Source organism: Marinobacterium ramblicola (assembly GCF_019084545.1).
GTDB classification, from domain to species: domain Bacteria; phylum Pseudomonadota; class Gammaproteobacteria; order Pseudomonadales; family Balneatricaceae; genus Marinobacterium_D; species Marinobacterium_D ramblicola.
Genome location: NZ_JAHREP010000010.1, coordinates 79,096 through 91,937 on the forward strand (window position 1 = coordinate 79,096; position 12,842 = coordinate 91,937).

Consider the following 12,842-nt stretch of genomic DNA (forward strand, 5'->3'; position numbering starts at 1 on the left):
AATCCCGGCAGCCTATGAGGCTGCCGGCCTCTGTACAACTATCTGTTTCATTTACGGAACAATGCCGTTCATCTGTCACTATTGTCTTGGTATGCTTAGGCACACTCGAACCTAAACAACCGTCGCCGAGCAGGATTGTACGTGCCCGGCGTCAGGATCAACGCCATGACAATACAGAAGTATGGATTGTCGCTAGGGACTGGCGTATTCACGATATTCAGCGCTCTGTTGGCGCCCAATGCCGAAGCGTTGGAGTTCGCAATGGGCGATATCCAGGGGCGTTTTGACTCGCAGATCTCCGCCGGCGCAAGTTGGCGCGTAGAGAAACGCGATTCAAACCTGATTGCGGTCCCCAACGGCGGCACCGGCAACGGCTCTGGCAGCTACGACGACGGCAACCTTAACTTCGATCGCGGTGACACCTTCTCCCGTACCCTCAAGGGCGTACATGAACTGGAGCTGCAGCGCGACAACCTGGGATTGTTCCTGCGCGGAAAATACTGGTTCGACTTTGCCCTGGAGCAGGACAGCCACTCCCACGGCAACATCCCCAACCGTTATCGGCCCGATAGCAAGCTCAGCGACGAAGGCTTCAACGATTACGCTAAATTCTCTGGAGCCGAACTGCTCGATGCGTTTGTCTATACCGGCTTTGACCTCGGTGACGAGGGGCAACATCCGCTGGATCTGCGCCTCGGCCGTCAGGTGGTCAACTGGGGCGAGAGCGCGTTCATCCAGGGCGGTCTGAACAGTTTCAACCCGGTCGATGTCAGCGCGGCCCGCCGCCCCGGCGCCCTGGTCAAGGATGCCCTGCTGCCCACCAACCAGCTGTTCGCCTCCGTCGGCCTCAACGACGCACTCAGCCTGGAGGGGTTTTATCAACTGGAGTGGGAACCCACCGCCATCGACGGCTGCGGTACCTACTTCTCCACCAGCGACTTTGCCGCCGAAGGCTGCGACGGCGTCCGTATTCCGCTGGGTTTGACCGACGAACAGTACTTCGATACCAGCTTCACCGGCCTTGTACTCGGTTTCGATCCGGTGGTATATCGCCATGCCGACGGCAACCGTGAAGCGGACGACAGCGGGCAGTTCGGCCTGGCACTGCGCTACTTTGCCGACCAACTCAACGGTACCGAGTTCGGCGTCTACCTGGCCCGCTACCACAGTCGCCTGCCGATCAGCAGCGGCGTGAACACCGACTCGGGCAACGTGTTCGACGGTACCTACTACATCGAATACCCCGAGGATATCGATCTGATCGGGCTGAGCTTCAACACCCTACTGGGCGACCTCGCCTGGTCCGGCGAGATCTCGCACAAACGCAACCAGCCGATCCAGATCAACGGTCCACTGCTGGTCGGTGCAGTACTGACCCAGTTCTCCGGCGGGATCGGCAATGCAGCGGCCGACCAACGCGTCGCCGATGCCGGTGCAGGCGGCACGGTCAGCGGCTACGACCGCTTTGCCGTGACTCAGGTACAAAGCAGTCTGATTAAGTTCTATCACCAGGTACTCGGTGCAAGTCGACTCTCGCTGGTCGGCGAACTGGGCTGGACCCATGTCCACGGCCTTGACGAGGGCGATAACGCAATCAAATATGGCCGTGCCGGAGCCTGGGGCTACAGTGCCGGCGACAGCAACGGCTTTGTCACGGCAGACTCGGTCGGTTATGTGGTGCGTTCGGCACTGACCTACTCCGATATAATCGAGAGCACCAGCCTGACCCCGCAGATCAGCTTCAAGCACGGCCTCTACGGCAACGGGCCGGAGCCGGGCGCAGCCTTCCGCAAGGGCGAGAAAGCATTGGGGCTGACCCTCACGTCCGATTACCAACACCTGTATCAGCTACAGATGGGCTACACCCGCTATTTCGGCGGCGACTACAACGAGTTGTCCGATCGCGACCATCTGTCGCTCAGCGCCTCGGTATCCTTCTGACCGCATGCTTCGCACTGAGCCGCGCCCCAACACCAGCAAGGAGACAGACTTTTGATCCCATCCGCCACCCCATGCCGCGCCCTGCTGTCGGCACTGCTCCTGTCACTCCTGCCCGGCGCGGCCCTTGCCGCGGTATCCGCGGAGCAGGCCGCCGAACTGGGTAGAAGCCTGACACCGCTGGGCGCCGAGCGCGCCGGCAACGTCGACGGCAGCATCCCCGCCTGGGACGGCGGTCTCGGCCCGAACGGTGACCGCTATGCCGATCCCTTCGCCGACGAGCAGCCGCTGTTCACTATCACCGCTGCCAACGCGCAGCAGTATGCGGACAAGCTGAGCCCCGGCCAGTTAGCGATGTTCAAGCGCTACCCGAACAGCTTCCGCATGCCGGTCTACCCAAGCCACCGCACCGCAGCCTACCCGGAGCGGGTGTACGAACTGGCGCGCTGGAATGCCACCCACGCCAAATTGGCCGACGACGGCAACGGGCTCAGCGACTTCCGCGAGGTGTTCCCCTTCCCGATTCCGCAAAACGCACTGGAGGTGGTCTGGAACCACCTAACCCACTATCGTGGCGAGGCCCTGGAGCGCACCTACATCCAGGCGGCGGTACAGAGCAACGGCGAGTTCACCCCGGTCAAGCTCAACGAAAAGGTCACCTGGCCCGCGCACCTGACGGACAGCCCCGAGCCTCAGAAGCTCGACAACCTGATGTCACTGTTTATCCAGCGGGTGCTGGCGCCGGCACGCCTGACCGGCGACGTGCTGCTGATCCATGAACCCCTGAACCAGGTGAAACAGCCTCGCCAGGCCTGGCTCTACAACACCGGTCAGCGCCGCGTGCGCCGGGCACCGCAGATCGCCTACGATGCACCAGGCACCGCGTCCGACGGACTGCGTACCACCGACAACCTGGATCTGTTCAATGGCGCTCCCGATCGCTACGACTGGACCCTGATCGGCAAACGCGAACTCTACATCCCCTATAACAGCTTCAAGCTCGCCGACCGCAAGCTGAGATACGGCGATATCCTGAGCAAAGGACACCTGAATCCCGAACATACCCGCTATGAACTGCACCGGGTCTGGCAGGTGGAAGCAGCGTTGAAGGCTGGAGAGCGCCACATCTACAGCAAGCGGGTGTTCTTCATCGATGAGGACAGCTGGCAGATCGCCATCGGCGACCACTACGACGGCCGTGGAGAACTCTGGCGCGTGGCGGAAGCGCACGCATTTCCGTTCCGCGATGTGCTGGTGACCTGGTTTGCCGCCGAGACACTGTACGACCTGCAGTCAGGCCGCTACCTGGTCAGCGGCCTGACCAACGAGGAGGGACAGGGTTACGACTTCAGCCCAAGATTCAATTATCAGGATTTCACGCCGCAGGCGATCAGACGGTTGGGGCATTAAGACGCAACCGCTCCGATAGAGCAACCGTCAGTATTGAGGGCGAGCTATCGCTTGCCCTCAATCAGTTTGGTAAGCAGGTGTAACGGCGCCTTTAACGGACGTAGCTGCCTGCGTACTTGGCAATTTTGCGTGACGGGGTTTTCTCCGCTACCTGGGCCAAAAAGTCGCGATAGCGAGTGGCGGCGTTCTGTCCAATCGCCTTGCACAACCAGGCGATAGTGTCTTCGGTTTCACCGTCCATTCCGCCATCGAGATATTTTTCCTCTATCAGCTCTGCCGAGCGCTTTAACAGGCCGGCATCGGCGATATGCTCATGAAAGATGGCGCGCGCGGCCAGGCGCTGAACAAACACGTTGTTGGTGTTCAGCATCTGCATATAGGTTGCCACTTCGATACTCTGCCCCGGCTCCGGGGTTGGTTGGCCCGGCAGCAGCGACCACCACTCGGAAAACCGGGTCAGGTCGGACAGTGCCCGCTTGGCATGAGAGCGCAACTTGGAATCGCTCGCCTGCTCGCTGACAAGCGCCAAGGTCTGACGGTATTTATCATTGCCGCTGTAACCGAGGGCACGGGCATAGTGGGACATGAGTCCAGTCAGTGTGCGATCGTCAGCCTGGTACTGCTCCAGTAGACCTTGCTCAATCACATCGAACAGCGCCGGATCTGATAGCCCGGACCATTGCAAACGGCTAAGCATCTGTTGCTGCTGCTCATGGTTATTACCACCCAGCTGGCTCACATAGCTCGCGATCCGCTCTTCATTAGTCTGAAACGCCGCCACCTGCTGCGCCATACAGACGGCCACCAGGGCCAGAATCAGTTTTATACGCTTCATCTCTCAACTCCTTTTATCGAGGCTTAATTCAGGTCCATCGTTTGAAAATCAGCGACGTATTTATCCCGCCGAAAGCAAAATTATTGCTCATCACATATTCGGTATCGATCCGGCGGCCTTCGCCGATCAGGTAATCCAGGTCGGCACACTCCGGATCCACATTGTCCAGATTGATGGTGGGGCAGAACCAGCCCTCGTTCATCATCTCGATTGTGCTCCAGGCCTCCAGTGCACCGCAGGCCCCCAGCGTGTGGCCGGTGTAGCTCTTCAGCGAACTGATCGGTGTCGCATTGCCGAATACCGCCGCCGTTGCCTGACTCTCGGCAATATCGCCGCGATCGGTCGCCGTGCCGTGGGCGCTGATATAACCGATCTGAGTGGGCGACAGCGCGGCCCCCTCCAGCGCCTGGCGGATCGCGATCTCCATCGTCTCGGCGCTGGGCTGGGTCACATGGCTGCCATCCGAGTTGGTGCCGAAACCGACGATCTCGGCGTAGATCCTGGCGCCACGGGCACGAGCATGCTCCAACTCCTCAAGTATGAGGGCACCGCCCCCCTCCCCGATGACGAGCCCATCGCGATCGCGATCAAACGGGCGGGGGGTCAGCTCCGGACTGTCATTCTTGACGCTGGTGGCATAGAGGGTATCGAACACGGCAGCCTCGGTGGCACACAACCCCTCACTGCCACCGGCAATCATGACATCCTGGCTGCCGGACTTGATCGATTCATAGGCATAACCTATACCCTGGCTACCCGAGGTACAGGCGCTCGACGTGGTGATAACCCGGCCACGAATACCGAAGTAGACGCCGATATTCACCGGAGCGGTGTGCGCCATCATCTTGATATAGGAGTTGGCGTTGAGTCCGTCTGCGGTGCTGTTCATCAGCATGTTGCCAAAGTCGACAAACGCACGCGTATCGCCGGCCGATGAGCCGTAGGCGATGCCGACGCGGCCATTGCCGAGCTGATCGCTACCGAGCAGACCGGCATCACGCAGTGCCAGCTCTGTCGAATAAACGCCAAACTGGGCTACCCGCCCCATGCTGCGCAGCGCTTTGCGGGTGTAGTGGGACGGCATGACAAAATCCCGTACCGGGCCCGCCAGCCGCGTGTTCAAACCATCGTAACGGTCCCAGTCATCCATTCTGACGATACCGCTACGCCCGGCGGCGAGATTTTCCCGGATCGTCTGCCAATCGTTGCCGACCGGTGAGAGACCCGCCATACCTGTTACAACAACCCGTTTCATCAATGCATTCCACCATTTACCGAGATCACTTGCCGGGTGATGTAGCCAGCCCCGTCAGACATCAGGAAGCTGACGGTTGCCGCCACCTCGCCAACGCTGCCTACCCGCTGCATCGGAACCATTTTAAGTGCTTCATCCAGCGGCAGATGCTCGGTCATCTCGGTTTCTATCAGTCCGGGGGCGACGCAGTTCACCGTGATCCGGCGTTTTGCCAGCTCAACGGCCAGCGCTTTCGTCGCGCCGATAATACCCGCTTTGGCGGCGCTGTAATTCACCTGGCCGCGATTGCCCATCTCACCGGATACCGACGACAGGGTCACGATACGTCCGGGCTGCCGACGTCGGACCATCGGCATCACCAGCGGATGCAACACGTTATAGAAGCCATCCAGATTGGTTTTCAGTACCAGGTCCCACTCCTCTTCCGGCATCGCCGGGAAGGCGTTGTCGCGGGCCACACCCGCATTGCAGACAACGCCGTAATAGGCGCCATGCGCCTCCACATCTTGCTCCAGCACAGTGCGGCATTGGTCCCGATCAGCGATATCGAACTGCAGGATACGCACCTGGCGATCCAGGGCTGCTATCTCCTGTTGAACACTTTGCGCTGCGTCCAGCCCGGAACGGCAATGAAGTACGATATCGTATCCGTCCTGGGCCAGGCGCAATGCGATCCCCCTGCCGATACCCCGGCTGGAGCCGGTCACCAAAACTGTCTTTGTCATTGCTGCGCATCCCGTAAAAATCTGTCCGCATCGTCCGGCTGGAAAATATTCAGACTGGCAACCGCCTCGAACCCCTCTCCTCGCAGTTCGCAGTCGAAGGCACACAAGCCGTTCTCCGCTTCCATGTTCTTGGTCACCTTCAACTCGATCCTATGACCTGGCGTAAAGTAATCGACCGCTATGCTGTATTTGCGGGTGCCCAGCAGGAAGCCCAGTTTCGGCTCCCGCCCCTGCTTGCGCTCCTGCAGCCCCGCGTAGGCGCCGATCGCCTGCGCCATATATTCCAGCCCGACCCAAGCCGGCACCCCCTTCTCGTCGGCAAACATGGATGTTGGCTTAATCTCGACCGCGGCCGACAACCAATCCTCGCCATAACCGGTTATCTCCGACAGCAGGCTCATCTGCCCGGAGTGAGGTACCAGTTCATCTACTGTGAATTCAGCTGTCATCAGGTTCGTCTCAGAATCAGCGAAATATTGTTGCCGCCAAAGGCAAAGGAGTTGCTCAGGGCGTACTCGAGGTTCTGCACATCCCGCTGACCGGCTGACAGATTCAAGGCCGGCAACTCCGGATCGGGCTGTGCGTCCCAGACATGACGCGGCAGAAAGCCGTCGCTCAGCGCCAGCCAGCATATCGCCGCTTCAAGCGCCCCTGCCGCACCCAGGGTATGTCCGGTAAGTGGCTTGGTCGAGCTGCAGGGCACAGCGCCACCGAACACCTCGCCGACCGCCCGCGCCTCCATCTGGTCGTTCAGTGTCGTCGCCGTACCATGCAGATTGACGTAACCGATAGCGTCTGGAGAGAGACCCGCATCCATCAACGCCGCCTGCATACAGCGGATCGCGCCGGCGCCACTGGGATCGGGTGCCGAGATATGATGGGCATCCGAGCTTTCGCCGACACCGGCGAGCTCCACAGGCCCCTGCTCGCGCGTCACCAGAAACAAGCCCGCTCCTTCACCGATATTGATGCCTTGGCGATTGACACTGAACGGGTTGCACGGCGTATCGCTGACCGCTTCCAGCGCGGAAAAACCCTGCACGGTCAGGTGACACAGGGTGTCGACACCACCAGCAATCACCGCATCGCAGACACCGGCTCGTAACAGCCGTCGGGCCGATGCCAATGCCTTGGCACCGGAGGAACAGGCGGTCGAGATGCCGTATACCGGCCCGGCCAGGTTCAACTGCGCGGCGATAAAAGCGGCGGTCGCACCCATCTCCTGCAGGCGGTAATCGTACTCTTGTGGTATCTCACCCGTCGCCGCGCGCTGCTTCAGGTGTGCTTCGCTGTCGCCGATACCCGAGGTAGAGGTCCCGATCACTACGCCGATACGCTGCCGCCCGAAACGGCCGACGGCGTCGTCAACCGCCCCCTCTATCTGGCTCAGTGCTGCCAGCGCCATGCGGTTGTTGCGGCTGTGCCAGTGTGGCGCCTGCAGAGTGACTCTGGGTAAGGCACCGGTATAGATCCCCAGCGGCAAAGGCTGACCGGGGCTGAACTGATCGCTCAGCGTCAGGCCCGCATCCCCTGAGCTCAGTTGTTCACTTGCCGCCTGTCGGCTGTCTCCCATGGCACTGACCATCGCCATGGCGTTTAAATAGCACCGCATCGCTGCTCTACGTCCTTAAGTCCATTGCCTCAAGCGTCTCTATCCTGACCTTATACTCCTGCGCATGGTTGTACACCCGCGTGATATCCGCGTCATACACGATGTCGAGGAGGAGCACGCCATGATGCCACAACTGGCGCCTGCCGGTCTCTGTGCTCAATGCCCAACCCTGCTCGGGCCGGTAATGTTTGCGCAGCGACCGCTCCGGCCACAGGGCAAACTGTATCGTCGCCAGAATCGACTCGCCGGGAAGGTTCACCGGCATCGAAACCCTCTGATTCAACGTCTCGCCGTCGTAATCCAGCGTCGTCAGCGGCTGTCCGGTCGGCAGCAGCGCAGCCAACCTGACCTGCTGCGGCTCAAACCGACCCACGACGAGGAAAGCCAACTGCTCATCATGAGACTGTATGTCCACCCTCTGCTTAATCAATACCGGAGCAGGCCCCTCCTCCGGTGGCAATAGTACAAGTGCGGCCGCCGAATCAGGCTCCGGGCGGATCAGGGCGCAGCCCGCCAGTAGACAGATCAAGCCGATACACAGTAACCGAATCAACGACGGCATAACTCGGCCAGGGTCGAGAGTCGTGCGGGTTCACTGACATAGGGGTTGCGACGATCCCAGGCATAGCCCGCTAGCACCGAACTGATCATCGCCTTTACCGGTTCGCTCTTGTTGTCGGAGAAGATCACATCCTGCAGGCGTCCGTCATACCAGCCCTCCACGAACACCCTGAAGGTATCGATGCCGACCTTCAGCGGTATCGCGTACTCCTGCTCCCAGTCGGGCTCCTGCCCTTTAAGTTGACGGTGAACGGCAGCCGCCGCCAACGTTGCCGATTTGAGTGCTATGGTGACGCCGGATGAGAACACCGGATCGAGGAACTCTCCCGCATTGCCCAGCAGCGCGAAACGCTCGCCATAGAGCCGCTCCACATCGCAGGAGTATCCATCCAGCTTGCCGACCGGCGTATCGAACCGGGCATCGACCAAGAGCTCACTGAGCATCCCGCCCTCAGCGATATAACGCTGCAGGGTCGCCTGCTCTGCCATGCTGTCGTCGTCAAACAGTGCTCTTGGCAGCACGACACCAACGGAGGCGCGGCCATCGCTGAACGGAATCAGCCAGTACCAGATCTCCGGATTGGTCGGATGCACGGTAATCAGAATCTTGTTGCGGTCGAACCGGCTATCGCGAATGTTGTCCTCGAGATGAGTGAACAGCGCGACGCGAGAGCCCAGGCAAGATGCCTTCTCCAGGTTAAGCAATCGCGGCAGCACCCGACCGAAGCCGCTGCCGTCGAGCAGGAAGTCGGCCGCCACCCGGTAGGGCTCCCCCTCGTCTGGAACCACGTCGACCACAACCTCGGATTCCAGCAACTCGACCGCCGTAACGCTCTGGCCGTAGCGGATCTCGACACCACGCTGACCGGCGCAGTCGGCCAGAATCTTGTCGAACTGGCCGCGCTGCACCTGATAGGTGGTGCCCCAACCGTCCGAGAACTTCTTGCGAAAATCAAACTGATCATGCTCTTCGCCACGGCAAAATGCAGCACCGTTCTTATACTGGAAACCGGCTTCTACCACTGCCTGCAACAGTCCGGCCTGCTCAAGAAACTCCATGCTCTGAGGCAGCAGGCTCTCGCCGATGGAGAATCGGGGAAAGTATTGCCGTTCGAGTATCAATACCCGGTGGCCATAGTTGGCCAACAGGGTCGCCGCGACGGCGCCGGAGGGACCGGCACCAATCACGACCACATCATAACGTCCCTGTAACTCTGTCATTGTTTAGTCTCTCCTGTAGAGGGTGCACGCATGAGCGGTGCCAACAGCCAGGTCAGCGCAAGACCCGGCAACACGATGATTCCGAAGTGATACAACACCGGCGTTTGACTCAACGCCAGCAATCCGAAAGCCAGCAGACTGCTCACCGCCGACAGGCTCACCGCCAGCCAGGTGTGATCGCTGTCGCTGGACTCGCTGAGGAATATCCCCATATCCAGCCCTATGCCCAGCACCAACATCAGTGCAATCAGGTTAAACAGGTTGTAGCCGTCGTTGAGCAGCAGAAAACCGGCAAAGGTGATCAGGGAGCCCAACAGCGGCGGCAGCACGATCCGCCAGAACTGCCATCGGTAGCGCAGCATCAGCATCAGCATCACGCCGGTGTAGGCCAGCAGCAGCCAGTCGATGATCTCGCTGCGATAGCGCGTGATCAATTCGCTGATGTCGCTGACCCGGTCGACAAAAAACACCTCCGGTTCCGCTGCCGCCAGCTCGATCAGCGCCTGTTTCAGTGCCGGACTCATCGTGCCCTGGAGACGGATGACCGTAGCGGCCTCTCCGTCTCCACTGCTGATGATGAGGGGAGCCCAGGCCTGACTGGCAGCCAACTCAAGCCAACGCCGTGGAGTCAATTGCGCTTCGCTCCCCTGCTCCATCAGCGCTTGCGCCTGTTCTGACTGCTGCCGGGACAGCTGCAGTATGCCCGCGAGTTGCGGCCAGTGATTCGCGTAGAGTTCCTGCACCAGCGCCGCGTTCTCCCGCTGTCGCTGCTGCGACGGCAGCACCTGGGACAGCGCAGTGTAACCCGCTAACAACGCCTGACCCTGAAGCTGCGCCAAGCGCGGCTGCAGCCGCTCCTCCGTGCGCAGTACCTGCTCAAAGTTCCGGCCGCTGATGAGCAGGAACGCCGCGCTGCTACCATTACCCAGCCATGACTGTACCTGCCGGTCTTCATCCAACAGAGCTTTGGGAGAGGTCTGCAGTAACGCAATATCATCACGAGCCCCCCCTTGCCAGATCACTGCGCCGCTTATCAGCCCCAGTACCAGCAGCAGCGGCATCAACCAGCGCGTGTTCTCGACACGGGGATAGGCGTTACGCCAGCGGTCCAGCCATTGGGCAGCGACCAGCGGTGAGTTAAGACGCTGCCGATTGAGCAGCGGTAACCAGAGCAGCACGGTGATCCAGGCGCCCACCAGCCCCAACACGCAAAACAGCGCCATCTGGCGCAAGCCGGGGAAAGGCGCCAGAGCCAGAGCTGCATAGGCTGCGATACTGGACAGGAGGCCCAACAGGAGCCCTGCAAACAATCGGCTGATCGTCCGCTCCGGTACTACCCGGGACTCACAGATAAAGTGCAGGGCATAGTCAACGGCGACACCGATCAGGCCTGCGCCAAAGGCAGCGGTAATCAGGTGAATACGGCCAAACAGCAACAGGGTGACCGCGACGGCGACCAGAGAGCCGACCAGCACCGGCAGCAGCACGAGCCAGAACGGAAACAGGCTGCGAAACACGACCAGTATCAGCAGGACAATACCCAGCAGCGACCCCAGGCCGATGCTCGACATCTCCGCCCGCGCCTGTTCGGCACCAGCCGCCGCATGCAGCAGAAGTCCCGAGCACCGAATCGTGATTCCGTTCTGGCGCTGCTCCAGCAACAAAGGTTCCAGCACCTTATTGACCGCCTGCTGCACCGGCAGACTGAACGGATCTTGCAGCAATTCCAGGGTAAGCAGGTAGCTTGGCTGCTCCGAAGCAACCAGACGCAGGAGTCCGTTTTCGATGCGGACCGGGAGGTCTGACTGCAACGACAGCATCAGGTCGGTATACAGGCTGAACGGATCACGCAACGGCGCCAGAGTAAAACCGGACAGGGGGTTCAGCAGCCGTTGCAGGGCAAGCTGGAACTGCGCCGCTCCGCCCTCACGGCTCAGGCGTGAGCGCACCTCTTCACTCAACAGAATGAAACGATAGGGAAACAGATCGTCCATCGCCTGTTCGGACGGCGGCACCAGCCAGGTCAGATGGGCGACACCCTGCAGGGGCTGCAAACCCGCCGCCAGCTGCTTGACGGCCGTTTGCGCCTTGAGCTCATCCTCGGCCGAGACCACCAGCAGTAGCTTATCGGCATAGCTCGCCGCGAGCTGATCGGTGGCACGCTTGATCAACGGCTGCTGCTCGGCTTCCGGCAACAGCGCCATCAGGCTGGTATCGAAGGCGACGCCTTTCTGCCAGGCGCTAAAACAGAGTGCCAGAACCACCAGCAGCCATCCTAGAGCCGCTGTTCGACCTCTTGTCTTACCCGATGTCATTGCTGAATGTCGTAGAACCGGATCCGCGTCCAGTCCCCCCCGGCTTCGTGCAGCACGATCTGCCTCATGTAGCGATCACCCTGCAACTCAACCTTCGACACCACCTGCTGCACCTCAGACGCCTTCGGCATCAGGGTTGCCTGCCAGTGCGACTCGGCAATCCGGGTCTGCATGTCGAAATGCTCGGCCAAAGTGCTCCAGCGCGCTGTCATGACGCCAAAGAATATATCGCTGAACAGCGCAACCACCGGGTTGTTTCGCGTTTCCAACTGCGACAGTACCGTCCCCGCCTGTTCGCTGGTGATACGTGCAGGTGTCAGTCTCAGCATGTTTTCGATCGGCTCCAGTGTCTGCCAGCGGATCTCGCTGTCACGCTCATAAGCGAATCGCCCCGACGAGGCGATCTCGGTATCCAGCGCCGCCAGATACTTGACCTGCTCGAAACGCCCACTGAGGCTGGCTGGAGACTCCATCAGTGCCTCCAGCTCGCGAAGATCGGCCAGCGCCGCCGTCGGCAGAACGGCCAGAAGTGAGAACAGCAGTACAAGCACACGCATCATAGCTCCAGCTCCAACCCCAGCCTCTGCAGCAGTACAGCAGGTGAGGCATAGAGCATTTCACCGCTTTCGACATCCACCGCCACCTGAACCGTGTACGCCTTGGTCAGGCGCTGCCCACTCGCCAAATCCTTTATTACGTAATTGATTTTCAAGCGAGTTTCCCACTCGACCAACTCGGCCTCCACGACTATTTTCTGCTGGAACCGCAACGGCTGGGCGTAACGGATACGCATGTCGATAACCGGCCAGGCGTAACCGGACGCCTCCATCTGCGGGCAGTTGTAATCGATCTTGTCGAGCAGTGCGCAGCGCGCGATCTCAAGATACTTGGCATAGTGCCCATGCCAGACGACCCGCATGACATCCACATCATGAAAGGGTATTTCCAGGGTGACTTCAGCTTTAACCAT

At 60.3% G+C, this 12,842-nt stretch carries 12 protein-coding genes; 2 read left to right on the top strand and 10 right to left on the bottom strand.

Annotated features, from left to right (window positions below):
• The first annotated feature begins 165 nt into the window (after positions 1-165).
• Positions 166-1,941 carry a DUF1302 domain-containing protein gene (locus KQ940_RS09435; protein ID WP_217413260.1) on the top strand — a complete coding sequence of 592 codons (1,776 nt, stop codon included), beginning with the start codon at positions 166-168 and terminating at the stop codon, positions 1,939-1,941.
• A gap of 51 nt (positions 1,942-1,992) precedes the next feature.
• Positions 1,993-3,348: a DUF1329 domain-containing protein gene (locus tag KQ940_RS09440; RefSeq protein WP_246589919.1), complete on the top strand. Its 1,356-nt coding sequence runs from the start codon at positions 1,993-1,995 to the stop codon at positions 3,346-3,348.
• A 91-nt stretch (positions 3,349-3,439) separates the two neighbouring features.
• Here KQ940_RS09440 and KQ940_RS09445 read toward each other — a convergent pair whose 3' ends face one another.
• The 10 genes from KQ940_RS09445 to KQ940_RS09490 are packed head-to-tail and all read right to left on the bottom strand — an operon-like array spanning position 3,440 to position 12,842.
• Positions 3,440-4,183, bottom strand: a complete 744-nt coding sequence (locus KQ940_RS09445; RefSeq protein WP_217413261.1) for a hypothetical protein — start codon at positions 4,181-4,183, stop codon at positions 3,440-3,442.
• A gap of 28 nt (positions 4,184-4,211) precedes the next feature.
• Positions 4,212-5,438, bottom strand: a complete 1,227-nt coding sequence (locus KQ940_RS09450) for a beta-ketoacyl-ACP synthase (protein ID WP_217413262.1) — start codon at positions 5,436-5,438, stop codon at positions 4,212-4,214.
• Positions 5,438-6,163, bottom strand: a complete 726-nt coding sequence (locus KQ940_RS09455; protein ID WP_217413264.1) for a 3-ketoacyl-ACP reductase FabG2 — start codon at positions 6,161-6,163, stop codon at positions 5,438-5,440. The genes KQ940_RS09450 and KQ940_RS09455 overlap by 1 nt, the downstream gene beginning before the upstream one ends.
• Positions 6,160-6,612, bottom strand: a complete 453-nt coding sequence (locus tag KQ940_RS09460) for a hotdog family protein (protein ID WP_217413266.1) — start codon at positions 6,610-6,612, stop codon at positions 6,160-6,162. Before KQ940_RS09460 ends, KQ940_RS09455 begins: the two co-directional genes overlap by 4 nt.
• Positions 6,612-7,775, bottom strand: a complete 1,164-nt coding sequence (locus KQ940_RS09465) for a beta-ketoacyl-[acyl-carrier-protein] synthase family protein (RefSeq protein ID WP_217413268.1) — start codon at positions 7,773-7,775, stop codon at positions 6,612-6,614. Before KQ940_RS09465 ends, KQ940_RS09460 begins: the two co-directional genes overlap by 1 nt.
• 7 nt (positions 7,776-7,782) lie before the next feature.
• Entirely contained in the window at positions 7,783-8,337 is a 555-nt protein-coding gene (locus tag KQ940_RS09470) for a DUF3261 domain-containing protein (RefSeq protein ID WP_217413270.1), read from the bottom strand.
• Positions 8,325-9,557 (bottom strand): NAD(P)/FAD-dependent oxidoreductase, encoded by a 1,233-nt coding sequence (locus tag KQ940_RS09475; protein ID WP_217413272.1) that lies wholly within the window; start codon positions 9,555-9,557, stop codon positions 8,325-8,327. The genes KQ940_RS09470 and KQ940_RS09475 overlap by 13 nt, the downstream gene beginning before the upstream one ends.
• Entirely contained in the window at positions 9,554-11,821 is a 2,268-nt protein-coding gene (locus KQ940_RS09480; RefSeq protein ID WP_217413277.1) for an MMPL family transporter, read from the bottom strand. Before KQ940_RS09480 ends, KQ940_RS09475 begins: the two co-directional genes overlap by 4 nt.
• Positions 11,822-11,868: 47 nt before the next feature.
• Complete coding sequence (locus KQ940_RS09485; RefSeq protein ID WP_217413279.1) at positions 11,869-12,429, bottom strand: LolA family protein; 561 nt, start codon at positions 12,427-12,429, stop codon at positions 11,869-11,871.
• A complete protein-coding gene (locus KQ940_RS09490; protein WP_217413280.1) occupies positions 12,429-12,842 on the bottom strand; it encodes an acyl-CoA thioesterase in 414 nt (137 codons plus the stop codon). Before KQ940_RS09490 ends, KQ940_RS09485 begins: the two co-directional genes overlap by 1 nt.